The sequence below is a fragment of the Vibrio sinus genome (assembly GCF_023634645.1).
GTDB classification, from domain to species: domain Bacteria; phylum Pseudomonadota; class Gammaproteobacteria; order Enterobacterales; family Vibrionaceae; genus Vibrio; species Vibrio sinus.
Genome location: NZ_JAMKMR010000004.1, coordinates 41,873 through 61,888 on the forward strand (window position 1 = coordinate 41,873; position 20,016 = coordinate 61,888).

Below are 20,016 nucleotides of genomic sequence, written 5' to 3' on the forward strand. Positions count from 1 at the left end.
ATTGACAGATAAGTTTCGATTCAACTAATCTATCTTTCGTTTCGAAATTTTAAAATGAAAGACAATGTCAAAGCGCAATACACAGTATCGTCGGCATGCCATATCCAATGTCGTTAGTGAGCAGGGTGAAGTCAGTGTTGAAGAGCTCGCATCACTTTTTGAAACTTCTGAAGTAACTATCCGAAAAGACTTGGCTTCTTTGGAAGAAAATGGGCTTTTGTTACGTCGATACGGTGGTGCAGTTGCCCTACCTAAGGAAGTGGTGAATGAAGAGCTTGGACAAAAAGTTTCAGCGCGAAAGTTAGCGCTAGGGAAAGCTGCCGTAAATCTGATTCGCGACCACAATCGCATCCTTATCGATAGTGGTAGCACAACGGGAGCGTTAATTTCTCAACTGAACCACAAACAAGGTTTGGTAGTGATGACCAACTCACTGAACGTCGCCAATAAGCTAAACGAATTAGAAAATGAGCCGACCATTTTAATGACGGGTGGCACATGGGATAAGCGTTCTGAAGCATTTCAGGGTTTAGTGGCTGAATCGGTATTGCGCTCTTATGACTTTGACCAGCTATTTATTGGGGCTGACGGCATCGACCTTGCTAGAGGAACCACAACCTTTAATGAAATCCTCGGCCTTAGCAAGGTGATGGCAGAGGTATCAAGAGAAGTGATCGTGATGATCGAATCTAAAAAAGTTGGCCGAAAAATACCGAATATGGAGCTAGATTGGACCAGCATTGATGTTGTGATCACAGACTCTGACTTACCTCAAGAGTACAAAGAAAAGATTGAAGCACACGATGTCAACGTCATCTGTGTCTAGATAGAAACGCTCGTTATAAACAGAAGAGCAGAAAAATTTAACTGGAGTAAATTTATGTGTGGGATTGTAGGAGCGGTTGCTCAACGTGATGTCGCGGAAATTTTGGTTGAGGGATTACGTCGTTTGGAGTATCGCGGATACGACTCAGCCGGTGTAGCGATTGTCGACTCACAAAATAAACTGACGCGCATTCGCCGTTTAGGCAAAGTGCAAGAGCTCGCCGATGCAACCGAACAACAAGAAATGGTTGGCGGCACGGGTATTGCGCATACTCGCTGGGCTACCCATGGCGAACCTTCTGAAGCCAACGCACATCCACATTTATCCGGTGATATTACTGTTGTCCACAATGGCATTATTGAAAATCACGAAGAGCTACGCCAAATGCTGCGTGATAAAGGTTACTCCTTTGACTCACAAACCGACACCGAAGTGATTGCTCACTTGGTGGAATGGGAAATGAGAAGCGCAAAATCTTTAGTTGAAGCGTTGCAAAAAACCGTGAAGCAGCTAGATGGTGCTTATGGCACGGTGGTTATGGATCGTAAAGATCCCAGCCGACTAGTGGTTGCACGCTCTGGCAGCCCCATTGTGGTCGGTTATGGTGTGGGCGAAAACTTCTTAGCCTCTGATCAATTGGCCCTGCTCAACGTGACTCGTCGTTTTGCATATCTTGAAGAAGGGGATGTCGCGGAAGTTAGTCGCCGTCAGGTGAACATCTTTGATAGTGCAGGTAACCCGGTTGAACGGGAAGTCATAGAATCAAATGCTGAGCATGATGCTGGAGATAAGGGCCAATACCGCCACTTCATGCAAAAAGAGATTTTTGAGCAACCTTCGGCGTTGATCAATACCGCTGAAGGGCGCTTAACCAAAGACTCAGTGATTACCGAAAGCATAGGTGTGAATGCCCTCGAGATCTTGCAAAAAGTCGAGCATGTACAAATTGTCGCTTGCGGCACATCTTATAATGCGGGCATGGTAGCGCGTTATTGGTTTGAAGATCTTGCTGGCGTGGGTTGCGACGTTGAGATTGCCTCTGAGTTTCGTTATCGCAAATTTGTGACTCGCCCTAATAGCTTGCTTATCACCTTATCTCAATCTGGAGAGACAGCAGATACCTTAGCCGCGTTAAGGTTGGCAAAAGAGAAGGGTTATATGGCCGCGATGACCATCTGCAATGTGGCAGGTTCATCATTGGTTCGCGAATCAGACTTTGCTTTCATGACCCGAGCGGGCGCAGAGATTGGTGTGGCCTCGACCAAAGCCTTCACCACTCAGCTATCTGCGCTATTGATGCTGGTGACCGCATTAGGCAAACAAAAGCAGCAGATAGACAATGCCAAAGAAGCGGAGATTGTAAAAGCGTTACTCGATCTGCCAGAGCAAATCATCTCCGCGTTAAGCTACGATAAGCAAATTGAAGCGCTTGCCGAAGATTTTGCCGACAAACATCATACTTTGTTTTTAGGCCGTGGTGAGTTCTACCCCATTGCAATGGAAGCATCATTAAAGCTTAAAGAAATTTCTTACATCCACGCTGAAGCCTATGCAGCGGGAGAGCTAAAGCATGGGCCATTGGCATTAATCGACGCTGATATGCCTGTGGTGGTGGTAGCACCGAGCAATGATTTGTTAGAAAAGCTGAAATCCAATATAGAAGAGGTGCGCGCCCGTGGTGGGTTGCTGTATGTGTTCGCGGACGAAGCCGCTGGCTTTGAAGCCGATGAAAGCATGAAGATTATTACCCTTCCTCATGTGAGCGACATAACCGCACCGATTTATTACACCATTCCAATGCAGCTATTGTCTTACTACGTGGCACTCATTAAAGGCACAGATGTGGATCAACCCAGGAACTTGGCCAAGTCGGTGACGGTGGAGTAAAAGTAAAATATATCGTTATTATTTGTGTCGGAGTACATTAAAGTTTGAGCAGTTACAATAAAGTCTGATCATATACAATAAAGTTTGTCCATTTTTTAGGCGTGTTAGAACATCAAACTAACACGTTTATGCCCCAAAGTGAGTTACGCCTCCAAATCACACAATGATACTCAGTCAACTTTGATATACAAAAAGTAATAAGAGTCAAGAGACAAGACCTGCCCCCGAAATTCGGGAGAAATAACAATAAAAAGGGTGCCAATAATATGCTTGCTGATAGGCAAGTGATATACGATAATACTGTTTGTATATACAGTTTAAGTGGCATAGATGACAGAACTAGAAATTAAAAAACTACTAGTAAGGTACTTTCTAGAAAAGTATGAAAATTTTGTTGTTGGTTCTGAATTTTCATTTCAATTTGGTGAAAGACGAGCGGATCTAGCATTGCTGGATGATGGCTACTTAACTGCCTTTGAAATAAAAGGTGCTCGTGACACTGTATATAGATTGAATTATCAAATTGAAAGTTATAAAAAGTTTTTTGATTTTTGCTTTGTTGTGTGTGAACCAAGTAATTTGGCTGAAGTACGAGCAACTATTTCAAGAGATGTTGGCATCTTACTGATCGAGAGTGGCAAAATTACTCATGTTCGCCAATCAAAACAGTTCAAACGACACGATAAAAGAGTGTTGTCCAGTGCGCTAAGTGTTCAAAAATTGAGTGCGCTATCGAAAGGTAGCAATTTAAGATCGAAATATGAGTTATGCGAGTACGTGTCAAAAAACAATACGTTAGATTCATTAAGACAGTTATCAAGAAACGATTTTAATGAAAGATATGGAGTGGCTTCAAAACTATTGAAACAAGAAACCACTCTTCATTTGACGTCGGATGATATATACACAATTACAAAGAAAGCCCCGTCATCACTAAAGCGAAGAATCGTCTGACTCTCTAAGTAAAATTCGGCTTTTAATGTAGTAGTTCATCCGAACTGATATCCAAAATGCGGGGCTGATACCTGATGGATTATCATTTGCTGCCGCTTGAATCTCTTCATCAGCCCAAACACCAAGCGGTTTATATGATGTTGTATCTCTAACGGTGTGCTCTGCGGCTCTTACATATCCACCATTATTTCTACGATACCTTTTATAAGTGAATGATTTTCCTTCTAAAGATGCAATATCAACCCTAGGGACAAAAGTGCCGCCTTTCATTTCAATTTGCTCGGTGTTAATTGAAACGTAGTCACCATATTTGATTGGGAACTCTTCACTAATACCCTGATAGATATCTTCTTCACAGATCCTAAATTCACCTGCAATATCTTCACCACCAGTTTGAGCGACATTCGATGGGAAACTAGAGCAGAGCATAACAACGGCTTCGATTTTATCTGCGAATGACTTCGTACCTGAACACGCTTCAAGGAAAGTATCAACTACATCACTAATGGCTTTCATTCTTACGAATTCAGCGTCTAAAACTACGTAGAGTTTACAATTTTCGTTTAAGTTACTTGCTATAGGATCTAAGTAGTATTCAACTTCTTCGTCACTTAAGTCATATGGCAATCTAACCGCCAGAAAATCAGTCCTAGCAGAAGCATTTCTTACGAATTTTTCAACGTCTTCGAACTTACCGTCATCATCTTCATACAAGTGAACCATAGGGATGATGTTCAAATCGCAATGAAGATCAAACAAGAAATATTGCCACTCTCTAAAGCCATTGTGTTGTGATAACAATTGATCAATTTGAGGGTTGATGTATTTTTCATTTGTACTCAAATCAAGTATGAATGGCCGTTTTTTTTGTATTTCAGCAATCTGCTTCATACGACGATAGATATCACCATCAGGTGCTTTTTTCGTTTTTCTCGATTTTGTTAGTTCATAAATTGGCAAAATCTTTGAAAAATCATCATCATTGATGTGTTCAAAACAACGAAGTTCGCCATCTCTCGTCTTTATGATTGGAAAATAGACAAATTCACTCATAGATTATGTCCGGCATAGCCAAGAACTTTGGCTCTAATTCGAACGGCATGAGATGACACTTGGAAGTGCATAGCAACATCTTCAACCTTTGACGATACGTTGGCAATAAAATTATCGAAAGCATCTTTGGGCATCAATAGTGATGCTGCAAATTCATTGGCCTCGGCCTCCATCCAGTTTGTCTCCCCATTTCTAAAGAAAGTTGTATCTTCAAAGCAATCACTGCTAGCAGCATGGAGTATACGGTGTGCAATTTCGTGGGCTATCGTAAATCTTTGTCTATGTGGATGGTGTAGTGAGTTAACAGTCATAACCCAACTACCTGACTTTTTCTCTTTCTTTAGTGAGCCTGATTCTTCGTCTTGCATTGGCTCATATCTAACGGCAATCCCTAGGTGTCTGGCCAATTCAGATACATTGACAGGATCAGTCTCTAGTCCCTTATCTTCAGCGAGTGCTATTAGATGTTCAGGTGTAGACAAATCTTCAAATTCAGTATTCGCTTGAGTTTTTCTATCAGATTTTCTAACGAATGCCATCTATTGTTCCTTTTTGACAAGTAGAGTTTCTTTGCCTTCAGATTCGGTCATATCTAACTGAGCAACACGTTCTGAAATGATTTTTATTTGTTGGCGTAGGGTTTGGTTTTCTGTTTCTAAGAGTTGTAAGCGGTCAAATGCACCACCAACAGCCCTTACTGACGTCTCATATTCACCAACAGTAGTTTCCAATTCACTTTGTACAACTCGTAGTCGTAACTCCGCCTCATTTTCAACCTTTGTATTGAGCACGTGATTGAAAGTGTCGCTATGCATATACTTTTTTGTGATTTCTTCGGCTTTTTCTTCTGATGTGCTTTTGATGTAAATCACGGATATGGCAGCGATCAAACCGTTAATGGCTATAAGAAAGGTGATTATTGTTTGATAAAAACCAGTTTGAAATGACCATACATCTTTAAGGCTGATCAATGTCCCATTCTTGACTAATTCACCTACAATGTGGGATGTGAACGGATCGTTGATATTGTCAGCATTAGCAAGTGCAACTGAGTCGGCATAGCCAAGGTAAGATAGCAGTGATGGGGAAGGTAAGCATACAAGTAACGCCAGTAGCACAATACAAAAAAGTGAGCATGTGATTAAGCTTACAAAAAAGATTGTCTTGTAGATGCTAGGGCTAGCGGGGGTATCCTCTGACATGCTTCCGTTTCATCAGTTGTAATTTCTTGCATCTTACTATACATCTGATTCATATAAAATAATTTAAGTCAATGTGGTTGCATATTCCAGAGCAAAACCAATAGGGTCAGGTCTTGTCTTTTGCTGTTTCGTGGCAGTTTTGTCTATCAGGTTTAGCTATTTGTCATACTTGAAGTTATTAGTCATTTGCGAATGTTTGATTTTCCAAAAACTCATTTTTGTCCAACACTTCGCTAGAAATTGATCAAACTCTATTGTCCTCTGACAATTTGTATCAGAAGACAATGAAGTATGACCATATGCAATAAAATTTGCTCATTCTTAGCACGTGTTAGTCAACCAACACGTGTTTGGTTTGGTGAAAACGAAAACGGTAGGCCTTATTCTGGTAAACTATGCTTCATATATAAATATTTAAGAACTTTCTGAGATGAGCCAAGAACAACCCAAAAACCCCTTGCACGGTCTGACCCTTGAAAAAATCCTTGTACGTTTACAAGAACATTATGGATGGGAAGGCTTGGACGCAGAAATCCAAATCAACTGTTTTTACAATAACCCTTCAATTAAGTCATCTTTAAAATTTTTGCGTCGCACTCAGTGGGCAAGGGACAAGGTGGAAGCGCTGTATATCGAGACTTTCTGCAAGTAGGATAATTTGCGAAAGTGGTTTCCGAGGGAGCAAGTCAAAGCGAATGAATAGAAAAGAGAGCCTAGATAAGTTGACTCCCTCTTTTTTTGGTTTAGCTCTGAGCGTATTTAACTCGAATCTTACTCTTTGCTACATTGGTTAAGTTCAAGCTGTTTAAAGCTGCCTTAGCTTCATTCTCATCAGGCATCTCAAGGAAAGCGAAGCCCTTAGATTGCCCTGTCTCCTGATCTAGAACCAAATTACATTGGGTAACGGTACCGTGAGCCGAGAATAGAACTCGAACTTCTTGTTCAGTTGTGGTTCGCGCTAGATTGCGGACTAAAAGTTTCATAATATTTTGCCTAGTTTAAGTTGCAGCGCAATTGTCTCAGGTATGAGCGAGCAAACCAAGAAGAGTTTGGTTTTGATAGCTGCACCACCATGACAGACCATCGATTGTCGATAGCACTTTGCCGACTGATGCCAATTTAGGTAAACATAGAACAGGTTTAATCGTCACGGAAATGGAGCAGATCCAACCATAGCCCAATGACAGAGTAAATAAGAGGAGCACCATGAAATTTATTACCGAAACGCCGAGGCTGATTATTCGAGAATTTACTATGGATGACGCTGAAGCCGTATTGCATTTCAATTTACCAGCCGAAGTTACGCAATATACGGATGATGCCGGTTTATGCCAAAACATTGATGATGCGAAAGCAATCATAGAGCACGTTTGGCTAAAGCAATACGCTGATTTTGGTTTTGCGCGCTGGGCTGTCGTGTTAAAAGCATCAGAAACAGTCATTGGATTTTGCGGCTTTAAACATGAGCCGCGTATCAATGGCGTCGATATCGGCTACCGCTTTCATCCAGATTATTGGGGAATGGGTATTGCCACGGAAGCGAGCCAAGCGTGTGTGGATTATGCTCGCAAACATTTGGATATCAATACTATATATGGCACGTCGATGCCTGAAAATTTCGCTTCTAGCCATGTATTGAAAAAACTAGGAATGCAATTTGTTGGGCAGCACAAACAAGATGATCTTTTGTTTGACTGTTACCGAATGGATTTGCGGTAAACCTCAATGCGACAAATGATGGTTCATCAACAAAAACAGTAAATTATAGTCATCTACTACACTTAGTTAGGCGTTCATGCTAAGGAGAGAAAGATGAACAAATATGGAATGAGTGTTTTGCTGCTCTTATCTGCTTTGGTTGGTTTCCCAGCAATGTCACAGGTTGTCAATATATGTAATGATAATGCAGAGTGGCCACCGTATACATTTCACCCTAGAGATAATGGAAAAGCGGATAAATCCTCTCTTGTTGGGGCGAGTTATGACACACTTAAAGTGATTTTCCAGCAAGCTGGAATGAAGATGGAAATGAAGATGATCCCTTGGAAGCGTTGCTTAGATGAGGTTCAAAATTACGCTAAAAAAGGTCAGTTTGAGCTTTTTATGGATGGCAGCTCTAACGATGAAAGAATGAGTAAGTACATTCGGACCGAAGCGTTTTATCAAACGAACCAAGGATACCTATACAGCACCAAGAAATTTCCATCAGGTCCGGAGGTGAAAAAAGTCAGTGACTTGAATAAATACAAAGTCTGTGGCATTGCGGGCTATAACTATGAAACCTACATGAAAAATGGATTAACCGCAGAAATTGATACTCGGGCCAAATCTCCGAAGAATGTGCTGCAAAAACTCTCCGCAGGTCGTTGCGATATTTTCTTAAGTGCTATTGAGCCGATTCTGGGTGGTAATTTGGTTGGTCAAATCACTTTCACTCCAGATATTAAGTATGCGGTGTTAAACGAGCTACCAAAAACCAAATTCTACGCTTGGGTATCCAAGGGTTCTCCTCGTTCAGCTCAGCTTGTAGAGACGATTAATAACGGATTAAACAAACTTAAAGCAGATGGGGAATTGGATAAGATTTTTAAAAAATACACAGCTACAGGCACTGGGTTTTAATCGTAATATCTAGGGCGTAACAGAAAATATAAAAGCCGCGAAGGGTCGATTCGCGGCTTTTATGTTTCCGCCATTACTTCATTTGTGGTAAAAGCTTCCATTTGACGGAGGCAATCTATGAAGCGTTACCCATTAGAGATATACCAAGCACCTTTGGACTCGATACTTTCTGGCAAGAAAAAGGTAGAGATACGCACCAATAATAGCTATGAAGCGATTCGATACGATCAACTTTGCCCTGGTGATCGTATCGACTTTCAAGTGATCGCCGGACCGCCATTTGTTGGACTCGATGTGATTGTCCCCAATGCATTATCCGTTGAAGTCATTGACGTACGCCACTATCCCGACGCCAATTCGCTTCTTGTTGCTGAAGGCATGCAGGTGCTCTCCAATTTATGTGAAAGCCTGCAAGAAGGCGTCGAATTATTGCAAAGTTTCCACGAATACACAGAAATGATTCCCATACATGGTATTTTCGCGATAGAAATTCGTCCTGTTAGCTGACCATTAGGTAGCCGTTGCTAGGGTGGCGGATAATGGAGCTTTTATAGCCGTAGGCTTGATGGATGTTTTGTTCAGTGAGTACCTTTTCTGGAGAGCCGTCTGCGATAATCTCTCCTTGATGCATGAGTATCAGTCGATCGCAATAACGGGCGGCTAGGTTTAGGTCATGCAGCACACTAATGACAGTACCCGATTTGGCGACAATCTCGTTAACCTCTTGTAGTAGCTGGTGTTGGTGGTAAACATCCAGTGCAGCGATAGGCTCATCAAGGAGTAACAACTTATCTTTGTATTGTTGTATGCTTTCTTGACATGATGAGATTTGGCATAGCGCTTTGGCAAAGAGTACTCGCTGTTGTTGCCCTCCCGATAGTGTCAGGAAGCTGCGTTGTGCTAAGTTCAGCACGTCACTTCCTATCATGATGTGCCGAATCATTTCCGATTGTTGGTTTAGATTTAATGACGAATTGAGTAAGCCAAGGCGTATCACTTCAACCACGGTAAATGAGAACATCAGTTGGGTATTTTGTGGCAGCACGGCAAGATGTGTGGCCAGTAACCGCGACGGCCAGCTTTTACGCTCTTTTCCCATGATCTGTATCTCACCTTGATAGTCGACATCGCCGGATAGGCTCTTTAGCAAGGTGCTTTTTCCGGCGCCATTTGCTCCTAAAATACCAGTATGCGTGCCTTCATTAATGGATAATGAAGGCACATTTAAGACAGGCCTTTGGGCTAATGGCTTTTTATAGGATCGGGATGGTTGGTTATAGTTGGCGGTTAATTTGCGACAAGTTAGCATGATTATCCTCCAAATCGCTGGCGCTGCTGCATCAGCAAAAAGATAAAAAATGGCGCGCCGATGGCTGCTGTCACAATACCCACTGGCAGTTGAGCAGGCGTAACAACTGTCCGTGAGATGATATCGGCAAATAACAGCAAAATGGCTCCAAGTAAGGCACTCAGTAGCAATAAGTGGCGGTGACTAGGCCCTAGTACTAAACGGATCAAATGGGGGACAACTAAACCGACAAAACCAATGATACCTGATACCGATACGGCAATACTGACGCCAAACGCAGAGAAGGCGATCAACTCCAGTTTTAGCCTGTGCACATTAATGCCAAGGTGGCCAGCTTCTGCTTCTCCTAATAATAAGGCGTTTAGGGCATTGTCTTGACGCTGGAAATAGACAACTAGGCCGATTAAGCTGGCCCAACACAAGCCAATTTGTGGCCATGTAGCCCCTTCTAATGATCCCATTTGCCAAAAGCTTAAAGCGCGCAGTTGCTGATCGTCTGCCACATAAGAGAGTAGGCCAATAATGGCTCCAGCGATGGAAGCCACGGCGATCCCACCCAGCAACATTAAATTAACGGATGTTCGTCCTGACACGGTTCCTAAGCGATAAACCAGTATCGTCGCGGCTAACGCACCCAAAAATGCCATCATAGGGGTTAACCATAAAGAGACGGTAGCGGGTGGCAGCCAGCTTAAATAATGCGTGAGTACGTTGACAGCCACAATTGATAAAGCGGCCCCCACAGATGCGCCGCTCGACACGCCTAATATGCTTGGGTCGGCCAACGGGTTGCGAAACAGCCCCTGCATAGCCGCGCCACAAATTGCTAAAATGCCGCCAACAGCAATACATAATAACGTTCTGGGTAGGCGAATTTGGCCAATCACCACATTTAGGTAGGCGTTTGTCTCTGCCCAACTGATGTGTTGCCAGCCAATAAGGTGTAATACCGATGCCAACACTTGATTGAGTGAGACAGAAATAGGCCCTAGCACCACAGACGCTATAGCGGCAGCGACCAATACCAGGCTTGCTAATGCCGCGTAGCGTGTCAATGGCACGTTCGTATTGAGCGCATGATCTTGATGGGCTGGTTGTTGCACTAAATCGCCCTTTCTTTGTTACTGGTTGGAGAGAGTAGAGGGGCTAAACGCTGTGCCTCGCTGAGCGTCGTCAAGCTCAGCCCACCAATAAGTGCATGATAATCCACGCCATAAATATGACCATGTTGTCCGGCGGGCGTCGCGGCTAGAATGGGGTAATGTTTGATAAGGCCAGAAACTCCTCCTAAGTTGTTAAGAATGCGCTGGGATACCAGTAATACGTTGGGCTGCATTTCCAATAAGGATTCTTGTGAAATAGGTTTATAGCCATTAACTGTTTGTGCAGCTGGATTCTCTCCTCCGGCAAGTTCGATCATACGATTTGCCACGGTACCTTTGCCTGCCACTTGAGGACTGCCACTGCCCAAAATCAGTAAGAATAATGTTGAGTCATGGTGTTTCTGAGTGTTTTGTTTGTGAGCTAAGGTATTAATTTGGCGGTCAATCTTAGCAATGAGAGCGTCACCACGCGTGGGTTCGCCAAGCAGTGTAGCGATTTTAGCAATGTTATCTTTTAGTGCGGATAACGTTGGTGCAGAAGATAAGGTGATCAAAGGAATGTGGGCTTGCTTTAGCAGGTGAAGGACCTCTGGTGGCCCCATCTCATCGCTGCCAATAACGACACTAGGTTTCACCGATAATATGCCCTCAGTGGATAACTGCCTTTGATAACCGAGCGTTTTGACCTGTGCTGATGGTGGCACTTTACTGGTGCTATCGACGGCAACCAGTTGGGATGCGCCGCCGAGTGCCACCACGAGATCGGTGACAGCAGAGCCAATACTCACGATTCGAGTTGGTGAGGGAGACGCTTCATTGCTCGAAGCAAAAGCTGGGAAAGTAAACCAACAGCCAGCGAGTAATACTAGCCAGAATTTTAAATACTTGTTATTCATGATGTTCAGGTTCCAAAACAATCTTGCTGTGTTGAATATGATGGGCTTGCAAGAAGGCAATCAGCTTTAAAAAACGCTGTAAGGTTGCTTTTCGATCGCCCGAAATAATGAGTGGTTTATTTGGATTATTGCGAAGCTCTGCCAGTAGCACGGGCTCAAGAGCTTGCCAAGAATCATAGGTTCGGCTGTTTAATTTCCAATGGGGAGATTGAGGACTTAAGCTGAGTGAAAGTGGGTCGCGCGCGTCCATAGGTTGTAATAGGTGCTCTTGATTGACTTGCGGAACTTGCACTTTTAGCGTTTGTAACGGTGCATTGGCGGTGAGCAATAAAAACACCAAAACAATGAATATCACATCCAATAAAGGCATCAAATCTGGCGATAAAATATCGCTTTCATTATCGCGAGGTGAAGATTTAATCACGTCGTTCACCTGCCACCGCCGAATAGGCAAGCTCTATAGGCGCAGAGCGCTCGGATTCGATTTCACTATCAGAAGTCGTTGCAATGCCCACCCCATCTATTACTAGGTTGATCTGATTGGCTAGCATAACGATGAAGGCGATTTTATGATTGCGCCACAGTTTTAAGGTGTGAAAGCCGACCAGAGCAGGTATTGCTATAAAGAGACCGACTATGGTGGTCATCAATGCCATACCAAGTCCTTGCGCGAGCATGGAAGGGTTAATGGCTTGGCTGGTGGAGGCAATCTTGCTAAACATTTCCATCAAACCTAATACTGTTCCCAGCAGACCTAAAAGTGGGCTGACGACTGATATTAACGCCAGAATATTAAGGCCTGTGCCTAAGCGGCGCTCTTGCTTGTCTATCCAAATGGATGCCAGATCTTCACGTTGATCACGTGGGATGTCGCGATGATGGTGGAGTAATTCCGCCAGCTGTCGGCTCAGGCTTTTTTTCGCTCCCCATACGGCCAATTGACTGTCAGTTTGGCGTTTGCCTTGAAAATTTTTCAGGCCGCGATGCATTCTCTGGTTTGAAACGTGTGTGCGGGTCACAAGCAAATGAAATAGTCGATCCAATAGTAGCGCTAACGCCAGCATTGAACAGATGAGTAGCGGCCATTTCATCGAGCCAAGCTGAGCTATCGCTTCGCTGATAGAGCGTACGACGGCTGACTGTTCAAGAGAGTGTAATATCATCAACATAAAGCTAATTTCCTAAAGAGAACCGAATTGGAATGGTCACCTGAGACGCTACAGGGCGACCATTTTTTATATAAGCAACAAATTGCCATTTTTTCACTGCCGCCAACGCGGCGCGGTCAAGGCTGCGATAGCCGGAAGAATGCACAATAGAAATAGATGTTTTATCCCCTTTATCATTAAGAATGATCGACATGATGACTTCACCTTCACGGCCAAAACGTCGAGCGGAGTCGGGGTAAATGGGCGCAACAGGCCGGGTTTTAAACTTGGGGGCGGTGTTGACGATAGGGGTAGATTTACTGCCTAGTTGCCCACTTTGAGCACCCGACGCTATGGTTGATGTGGTCGATTTTGCCAGAGCTTTTTCCACAGAAGGCTTAGTGGTTTGCTCTTGTTTTGCGGCGGTTTTCTTTACTGGATCAGGCTTTTTAATCGTATCCTTCGCGGTATTTAATCTTTTATCAGCGGTTGGCTGACTTTTTTTATCTATCAAACCTCGGCCTTGTCTTTTTACTTCCGGTCGCACAGGTTGCGTTGGCTTGGTTATCTGACTGGAAACCTGTTTTGCTTGAGCCTTTGGCTGAATGTCGTTTGTCGATTTGGAAGATGGCGCTAACTGCACGGAAGAGAAATTGGATAAGGATAGCTCTGCTGGAATGCCAATCTTTCCAGAATGAACTCGATGGGCCTGTTGGCCAAACAGTATCAATAAGTGAATTGACAATGATGCAAGCAGCATGACTGCCAAGCTTGTTCTATTAACAAAATTATCCATAACACGAATAGTAATAATTATCGTTTGCATTATCATTTGTGGTGTGCGTATTATACGCCGCATCATTGGTAATGCAATGGATCAACTTAAATCTATTGATTGTTAAAATAAGGTCTTTTCATGAACCGAAGGAAAATAACTCAGGTCTCAGCTTTGGTATTGCTTTCATCTGCTGAACTGATGCAAATTAGTTATGCGGCGACCAACTCGCCTTCTACAGAGCCCAATAATGCTGTGGTATTCGATGCCATTGAAGTGTCGGCAACACGCGAAGATGCCACCGATAGCAAGCATCTATATCCCGTTGATAAAATTAGCCAAAAACAGCTTGAACAAACTCAACCTCAATCTGTGGCTGAAGCATTGAAATATCAGCCTAACTTGAGTTTTGACGGAGGGCCAAGGCCTTCAGCCCAGGAGCCGATTATTCGAGGTCTTTCTGATGACCGAGTGCTACAAGTCATTGACGGTGCGCGCCAAACTTATAGCTCTGGTCACACAGGAACCTATTTGATAGACCCAAGCCTTGTGAACTCGATAGAAGTGCTTAAAGGCCCTGGTAGCGCAATTTGGGGCAGCGGCGCAATTGGTGGTGTTGTGGCTATTACGACCAAGTCACCAGAAGAGTTGTTGGAAAAGGGCCAAAACGTAGGTGGCTACGTAGAGCAGAGCTATCAATCGGTCAATCAACGCTGGCTAACTAATGGTGCGGCGTATGGTAAGCAAGACAACTACGATTGGTTATTCAATGGTTATTACAGCGATTCGGATAATGTAAAAGATGGTAATGGTACTGAGTTGCAAAACTCTTCCGATGAAAACAAGGGATTCTTAGCCAAAACTGGCATCCAGCTTACCCCTTCCCAGCGCATCGAATTATCGACTCGCTATGCACGTGATAACCAAGATTCGCCCATTGATCCGAGTGCTGCGGAGAATGCAAACAGTAACTACATCGTTGGCATGAAAACCGATTCACTCAATGCGACCGTTAACTATAAATTGGACCCGAAAGATAACGATCTGATCAATACACAAGGGACGCTCTACTATAACGATGTGAAAGTGGACAGTTCACGCACGACGACAACGCAAAACGATACCACTCGAAATCGTACATTGGGTTTAAGTGCCATCAACCACTCTAAATTTGAACATCTCGATCTGTCTGTCGGTACAGATGGTTATCAAGAACATTCTAGTGGTACGCGTGACAGAACCTCATCCTCGTTTCGTCCAATTATACCTGACGCGACAACCCGAACATTAGGCGTGTTTTCTCGTGTGCGTTGGAGTTTTGCACAGGATTGGACGCTACAACCTGCACTTCGTTACGATTACTGGCGCACGAATGCCGATTATACAGATAGTAACCAGCAAGCTACGTCAGCACGCCGTAGCGATTCAGCATTGTCACCGAGTGCAGCACTAAGCTGGCAAACCACCCATTGGCTTCAATTAACCGCTCGTTACGATGAAGCATTCCGGGCACCAACGTCTGAGGAGCTTTACACTGGAGGCTATCACTTCCCGGGCAATGAATTTGTGCCCAATCCAAATCTGGAACCTGAAAAAGCCAAAAATAAAGAAATTGACGCCAATATGGCATTTGGTGATTTACTCGGTGACGACGAACTCACGGTTAAAGCGTCAGTATTTCGTAATGATGTCGATGACTTTATCAACACCATTGTCAATATTAGTGGCGGAACCACGACATTCCAAAATGTCGGTAATGCCAGACTGACAGGTTATTCCGTTGCCGCTGACTACAAGATCCATGATACCAGTGCAGGCCTTAGTTATGGGCAAGTCAAGGCTAAGAGCAATGATGGCAGTACGATTGACTCCATACCTGCTAACAAATGGGTTGCTCATATCGATCAAGGCTTTATGGACAATACAGTCAATGTAGGGGCGAGAGTGACTTATACCGCGTCAACAACACAAGATAGTCAGTACTACGGCGATTACACCATTACCGATATCTACTCATCTTGGAATCATGCGTTTGGCGCCAAGCCACTGACGTTACGATTCGGCATAGATAACCTGACTAACCAATACTACATACCTGCTCCGCAAACATTAGCCCAGCCAGGTCGAAACTTTAAACTCAGCGCACGTTACACTTTTTAAGTCGCGTTAGGTTAAACAATCATTTAAGGGAAACATTATGAATAACAAAGTGGTTAACCAAGCAAGGCATTATATGCGTCAGTCACGTCAGTGCGTTATTTCCACCGTATCGAAAAAACTGGCGGATTATCCATTTGGCTCGGTGACGCCTTTTATCTCTAGTTATGAAGGAAAACCCATTGTCTATATTAGTGATATTGCTCAGCACACTAAGAATATTAAAAGAAACAATAAGGTCAGCTTGACCTTTTTTGGCAACCCGGCATCAACGGATGATCAAAACCAAAATGCGCGCGTCACCATCATGGGCGATGCCCATCCATTAGATCAAGAAGCGAGCCAAGCAATTCGGCAACGGTTTTTACAACAATACCCTCAATATCAAGATTACCCAATCGATCACGGCTTTCATTTTTGGCAAATCGAGCCACAAATGATTCGTTATATTGGTGGTTTTGCCAAAGCCTACTGGATAGACAAAAAAGAGTGGTTATTGCCTAAGCCTGAGTGGAATGAGCAAGCTGAACTCGATATGGCTGAGCACATGAATCAGGATCATGTTGATGCCATGAAAATATTGCTATCGGCGCTTAAACGCACGCCGGAAGAGGAGATTAGCATGACCGGCATTCAACCGGATGGCTGTTATATAAGAAACGGTAGTCAATCGACGTATCACGAGTTTGATGATGTTGCGATGACGGCTGCAGAGGTAAAAAATCAGCTGGTGCAAAAAATAGCTCAAGCAAGAAAGGTTTGTATGCAATAAACACCAAGTAAGAAGGATAGGGATTCCCCTCTTACGAAGTGGTGAATTTTTAGGTTAAAAATCCACCACTAAGAGTGATTTAAATTTTATTAAAATCAAAGCATTGACAATTAGTGAGTTACTGGTAAATTTAGCCCCATCGGACTGTAGCGCAGCTTGGTAGCGCACCGTCATGGGGTGTCGGGGGTCGGAGGTTCAAATCCTCTCAGTCCGACCATACACCTAGAGAGAGCTTCGGCTCTCTTTTTTTATATATTTATATTTTCAAATTTTTAGCTAAATTTACCCTTCCACAGATTTAGTTATCAGAATTTGTTACATCATAGTTTTCATTATTATTGAGAGTTCTATCACATGTAAGGGCTTTGACCTTCAATAGAATCCCCCCTTTCATTTAATGAAGACCACATAAAATCAGCATCTCGCTGAATTACAATAATTTTTTCAATAAATAGGTCTGATGGATGGCATTGGTTTTTTATCAATACCATTGAAATACATCGAGTTTATCTTACTCTTCAGGTGTCGACATGAATAATCGAAATCGAATCCAATTAACGTGGATTAGCTTCCTCTCTTATGCTTTAGTTGGAGCGCTCGTCGCGGTAACGGGCATTGTGATGGAGCCAGTGGCTAACTTCTTTTCCATTCCAGTCTCGAGCATGAGTAATACCTTTACTTTTCTCAATGGCGGTATGTTGATCGCGATTTTCCTCAACGCATGGTTGATGGAAATCATCCCACTCAAAAAGCAATTGAACTTCGGTTTTGCTTTGATGGTATTGATGATCATCGCATTGATGCTCACCCACAGTTTAACCATCTTCTCGCTATGTATGTTTGTTCTTGGCGTGATGGGTGGAATCACTATGTCCATCGGAACCTTCTTAATTACTCGTTTGTATGATGGCCGTCAGCGTGGTTCTCGTCTTCTATTTACGGACTCTTTCTTTAGTATGGCTAGCATGATACTTCCAGCTATTGCAGGTTACATGCTGGGCAAACACGCACCTTGGTACTGGGTCTATGCGGTCATTGGCCTTATTTATGTGGCGATATTCGTATTAACTTGGATCTCTGAGTTTCCTGCCATTGGCAATAAAGAAAGTGGCGACAACGCCGAGAGCAAGAGTAGTGAAAAGTGGGGGGTTGGGGTTTATATCTTGGCGTTTGCAGCACTTTGCTACATTTTAGGTCAATTAGCCTTTATTTCTTGGGTACCTCAATACGTACAAAACTCATTCCATATGAGTGTTGAAGAAGCGGGTACAATGGTCGCACGTTTCTGGATGTCTTACATGATAGGCATGTGGGTACTGACGGTTGTTCTACGTTATGTGGATCTACATAAATTGGTACTTGTGCTATCTCTGCTGGCGACGGTATTTATGTATATGTTTAATGCTTCTACGGTTGCCGCCCACCTTGGCTACTGGATTATTGCATTAGGCTTTGTTTCTAGCGCAATCTACACCACCATCATCACTCTGGCGTCTCAGCAAACCAAGATTGCCTCGCCTAAGCTAGTTAACTTTGTGCTTACTTGTGGCACAACGGGTACTATGCTGACGTTTGTCGTTTCAAGCCCAATCGTTAAGGCGTATGGAACGCACGCGGCACTGGTGACTGCTGACGCACTGTACGTGCTAGTTTTCATCTCTTGTGCGCTGTTGGGGATGTTCACCAAGCACAAAGCCAATTCACAATTGGAAGAAAGCTTCGCTCACTAATGTGATTCTGAGTCCGCCTTATAGCAAGGTGGACTCACTCCCTTCTTCTCCATTCTCACTCTTCTCTAGTCCAACAACGTTTTAAGCTTTTTTTCCAACCAAGAAAGGGCAGGCCCTTTTGCTTTTAATTTGGATACGACCAGATCGACTGGTGGCGTCCAGGCTTTGTGGTCAAAGCTAATACTAATTTCAGCAAGTCGCTGATTGTCGATATCAGCTTGAACTAGATGGCTAGGTAAATACGCCCATCCCATATTGCCGTGAATTAACATCTCTTTTACGGAATTGAAGCTGTTTGACCAATAGACTTTGCCCGTGCTAACGGGAAGTTGCCAAATGGATTTTTCTTCATATCCACGCACGACAAGTTGCCGGTAGCACACCAGTTCAGGGAAGCTAATATCGCCCACTTGAGCTAGATCATGCTTCGGGTGACAGACTGAGCTAAAGCGGAGATTGCCAATAAAGCAGGGATCGATATCTTTATATGGATTGAGATCGGTAAACATTAAGCCGATATCTGCTCTTTGTTCACCAATAATAGGGATAACATCTGTGCTAGATACCGCGATGATTTCTATCTCGGTTGATGGAAACACCTGACTAAAATCTCCCAAGATTCGAAACAGCGATGGCATAAACAGCGCATCATCAAGCGTGAGCCTGATGATGTCTTCTTCTCGGTTATTAATAGAGTGTGCGGTAGCACTGAGCTCTTCTGCTTGTAATATAACGACTTTTGCTTGCTTAAATAGCTGCTTACCCGCCTTGGTGAGGGTTGGCTTTCTGGTCGAGCGATCAAACAGTTGTACGTTGAAGTCTATTTCAAGATCGCTAATTCCTTGGCTAATGGCGGACTGCACTTTTGCCAACTTTCTTGCTGCCGCGGAAAACGATCCCAGTTCCGCAGCTTCAACAAACATACGTAATTTATCTATGTTGTACATATCATAAAATCTGATAGTTACTATCTTTTATTAATCATAATTGCAGATAGAATTGCCAGCAATGGTTTGTTAAGGAGTATTAGATATGTCACATAAAGAACGTTTAGTGCATATGGTGTTATTTGAATTAGTTGCCCTAGTGCTAATGGCGCTATTGGCGACACTCATCATTGATGGTGAGATGGAAAAAATGGCGGGATTGGCGCTGATGGTTTCGGTGATCGCGATGGCATGGAATTATGTTTATAACTATGTTTACGACCGTATATTTGGTGCAGATAGAAGCAAACGTACCGCAACGACTCGTATCCTGCATGGTGTTGGATTTGAGTTTGGTATGATATTGGTGACCTTTCCGCTGCTGATGTGGGTGCTGGATCTTGGCTTTTGGACGGTATTGGCAATGGATATCGGTGTGGTCATTTTCTTTGTGATTTACGCGATTGTGTTTAATTGGGTATACGATCTCATTCGTCAGAAGGTATTTCAGATTCCGGCTAAACCAATTGAGAATATCCAGTAAAGTACTGGGAAGACTATTCATTATATTGAATGTTGTAAATAAATAATATTTATATTTTTTCTCTATTTAAACCAATTATAATAACGTGCCTTGGGTTACTGCTTGGTTAACG

Annotated in this window: 22 protein-coding genes and 1 tRNA gene; 12 read left to right on the forward strand and 11 right to left on the reverse strand. The window is 43.3% G+C overall.

Annotation, left to right across the window (positions count from 1 at the left end):
- Nucleotides 1–64: 64 nt before the first annotated feature.
- From M9194_RS05645 to M9194_RS05655, 3 genes are all read left to right on the forward strand, one after another.
- Nucleotides 65–826: a DeoR/GlpR family DNA-binding transcription regulator gene (locus M9194_RS05645; RefSeq protein ID WP_250611655.1), complete on the forward strand. Its 762-nt coding sequence runs from the start codon at nucleotides 65–67 to the stop codon at nucleotides 824–826.
- A 54-nt stretch (nucleotides 827–880) separates the two neighbouring features.
- Complete coding sequence (glmS, locus tag M9194_RS05650) at nucleotides 881–2,713, forward strand: glutamine--fructose-6-phosphate transaminase (isomerizing) (protein ID WP_250611656.1); 1,833 nt, start codon at nucleotides 881–883, stop codon at nucleotides 2,711–2,713.
- Nucleotides 2,714–3,043: 330 nt separating this feature from the next.
- Entirely contained in the window at nucleotides 3,044–3,667 is a 624-nt protein-coding gene (locus M9194_RS05655) for a sce7726 family protein (protein ID WP_250611657.1), read from the forward strand.
- Here the strand turns inward: M9194_RS05655 and M9194_RS05660 are convergent.
- The 3 genes from M9194_RS05660 to M9194_RS05670 are packed head-to-tail and all read right to left on the reverse strand — an operon-like array spanning nucleotide 3,647 to nucleotide 5,922.
- A complete protein-coding gene (locus M9194_RS05660) occupies nucleotides 3,647–4,720 on the reverse strand; it encodes a beta family protein (protein ID WP_250611658.1) in 1,074 nt (357 codons plus the stop codon). The two genes, M9194_RS05655 and M9194_RS05660, sit on opposite strands and share 21 nt — an antisense overlap.
- The gene (locus M9194_RS05665) at nucleotides 4,717–5,259 is read right to left on the reverse strand and encodes an ImmA/IrrE family metallo-endopeptidase (protein ID WP_250611659.1); all 543 of its coding nucleotides are present in this window, start codon (nucleotides 5,257–5,259) and stop codon (nucleotides 4,717–4,719) included. The genes M9194_RS05660 and M9194_RS05665 overlap by 4 nt, the downstream gene beginning before the upstream one ends.
- Nucleotides 5,260–5,922, reverse strand: a complete 663-nt coding sequence (locus M9194_RS05670) for a phosphohydrolase (RefSeq protein ID WP_250611660.1) — start codon at nucleotides 5,920–5,922, stop codon at nucleotides 5,260–5,262. It abuts the gene before it with no gap.
- Nucleotides 5,923–6,352: 430 nt separating this feature from the next.
- On the opposite strand from M9194_RS05670, the gene M9194_RS05675 reads away from it, so the two are divergent.
- Nucleotides 6,353–6,574: a VF530 family protein gene (locus tag M9194_RS05675; RefSeq protein WP_250611661.1), complete on the forward strand. Its 222-nt coding sequence runs from the start codon at nucleotides 6,353–6,355 to the stop codon at nucleotides 6,572–6,574.
- A gap of 91 nt (nucleotides 6,575–6,665) precedes the next feature.
- On the opposite strand, the gene M9194_RS05680 is transcribed toward M9194_RS05675, so the two are convergent.
- Nucleotides 6,666–6,905 (reverse strand): RNA recognition motif domain-containing protein, encoded by a 240-nt coding sequence (locus tag M9194_RS05680; RefSeq protein WP_250611662.1) that lies wholly within the window; start codon nucleotides 6,903–6,905, stop codon nucleotides 6,666–6,668.
- A 223-nt stretch (nucleotides 6,906–7,128) separates the two neighbouring features.
- Here M9194_RS05680 and M9194_RS05685 point away from each other — a divergent pair, with 223 nt between their 5' ends.
- From M9194_RS05685 to M9194_RS05695, 3 genes are all read left to right on the forward strand, one after another.
- Complete coding sequence (locus M9194_RS05685; RefSeq protein ID WP_250611663.1) at nucleotides 7,129–7,641, forward strand: GNAT family N-acetyltransferase; 513 nt, start codon at nucleotides 7,129–7,131, stop codon at nucleotides 7,639–7,641.
- Nucleotides 7,642–7,734: 93 nt separating this feature from the next.
- Nucleotides 7,735–8,544, forward strand: a complete 810-nt coding sequence (locus M9194_RS05690) for a substrate-binding periplasmic protein (protein ID WP_250611664.1) — start codon at nucleotides 7,735–7,737, stop codon at nucleotides 8,542–8,544.
- 117 nt (nucleotides 8,545–8,661) lie between these two features.
- Nucleotides 8,662–9,051 (forward strand): ASCH domain-containing protein, encoded by a 390-nt coding sequence (locus tag M9194_RS05695; protein WP_250611665.1) that lies wholly within the window; start codon nucleotides 8,662–8,664, stop codon nucleotides 9,049–9,051.
- Here M9194_RS05695 and M9194_RS05700 read toward each other — a convergent pair.
- Genes M9194_RS05700 through M9194_RS05725 form a run of 6 tightly spaced genes read right to left on the reverse strand, consistent with a single transcriptional unit; the run spans nucleotide 9,044 to nucleotide 13,826 of the window.
- On the reverse strand, nucleotides 9,044–9,853 hold the full coding sequence (locus tag M9194_RS05700) for a heme ABC transporter ATP-binding protein (protein WP_250611666.1): 810 nt from the start codon (nucleotides 9,851–9,853) through the stop codon (nucleotides 9,044–9,046). The two genes, M9194_RS05695 and M9194_RS05700, sit on opposite strands and share 8 nt — an antisense overlap.
- 2 nt (nucleotides 9,854–9,855) lie before the next feature.
- On the reverse strand, nucleotides 9,856–10,956 hold the full coding sequence (locus tag M9194_RS05705; protein WP_250611667.1) for a FecCD family ABC transporter permease: 1,101 nt from the start codon (nucleotides 10,954–10,956) through the stop codon (nucleotides 9,856–9,858).
- Complete coding sequence (locus M9194_RS05710; protein WP_250611668.1) at nucleotides 10,956–11,852, reverse strand: heme/hemin ABC transporter substrate-binding protein; 897 nt, start codon at nucleotides 11,850–11,852, stop codon at nucleotides 10,956–10,958. The genes M9194_RS05705 and M9194_RS05710 overlap by 1 nt, the downstream gene beginning before the upstream one ends.
- Nucleotides 11,845–12,276 (reverse strand): ExbD/TolR family protein, encoded by a 432-nt coding sequence (locus M9194_RS05715; protein ID WP_250611669.1) that lies wholly within the window; start codon nucleotides 12,274–12,276, stop codon nucleotides 11,845–11,847. The genes M9194_RS05710 and M9194_RS05715 overlap by 8 nt, the downstream gene beginning before the upstream one ends.
- On the reverse strand, nucleotides 12,269–13,021 hold the full coding sequence (locus tag M9194_RS05720) for a MotA/TolQ/ExbB proton channel family protein (protein WP_250611670.1): 753 nt from the start codon (nucleotides 13,019–13,021) through the stop codon (nucleotides 12,269–12,271). The genes M9194_RS05715 and M9194_RS05720 overlap by 8 nt, the downstream gene beginning before the upstream one ends.
- 4 nt (nucleotides 13,022–13,025) lie before the next feature.
- Nucleotides 13,026–13,826, reverse strand: coding sequence for an energy transducer TonB (locus tag M9194_RS05725; RefSeq protein ID WP_250611671.1), 801 nt, complete (start codon nucleotides 13,824–13,826; stop codon nucleotides 13,026–13,028).
- Between the two features lie 90 nt (nucleotides 13,827–13,916).
- Between M9194_RS05725 and M9194_RS05730 the strand changes: the two genes are divergently transcribed.
- From M9194_RS05730 to tsgA, 4 genes are all read left to right on the forward strand, one after another.
- Nucleotides 13,917–15,935, forward strand: a complete 2,019-nt coding sequence (locus tag M9194_RS05730; RefSeq protein WP_250611672.1) for a TonB-dependent hemoglobin/transferrin/lactoferrin family receptor — start codon at nucleotides 13,917–13,919, stop codon at nucleotides 15,933–15,935.
- A gap of 37 nt (nucleotides 15,936–15,972) precedes the next feature.
- A complete protein-coding gene (locus M9194_RS05735) occupies nucleotides 15,973–16,704 on the forward strand; it encodes a HugZ family pyridoxamine 5'-phosphate oxidase (RefSeq protein ID WP_250611673.1) in 732 nt (243 codons plus the stop codon).
- A gap of 140 nt (nucleotides 16,705–16,844) precedes the next feature.
- A tRNA-Pro gene (locus M9194_RS05740) sits at nucleotides 16,845–16,921 on the forward strand.
- 313 nt (nucleotides 16,922–17,234) lie between these two features.
- Complete coding sequence (gene tsgA, locus M9194_RS05745) at nucleotides 17,235–18,434, forward strand: MFS transporter TsgA (RefSeq protein ID WP_250611674.1); 1,200 nt, start codon at nucleotides 17,235–17,237, stop codon at nucleotides 18,432–18,434.
- A 65-nt stretch (nucleotides 18,435–18,499) separates the two neighbouring features.
- Here the strand turns inward: tsgA and M9194_RS05750 are convergent, their stop codons facing one another.
- Nucleotides 18,500–19,381, reverse strand: a complete 882-nt coding sequence (locus M9194_RS05750) for a LysR family transcriptional regulator (protein WP_250611675.1) — start codon at nucleotides 19,379–19,381, stop codon at nucleotides 18,500–18,502.
- A gap of 85 nt (nucleotides 19,382–19,466) precedes the next feature.
- Between M9194_RS05750 and M9194_RS05755 the strand changes: the two genes are divergently transcribed.
- A complete protein-coding gene (locus M9194_RS05755; RefSeq protein WP_250611676.1) occupies nucleotides 19,467–19,904 on the forward strand; it encodes a PACE efflux transporter in 438 nt (145 codons plus the stop codon).
- Nucleotides 19,905–20,016: the final 112 nt, after the last annotated feature.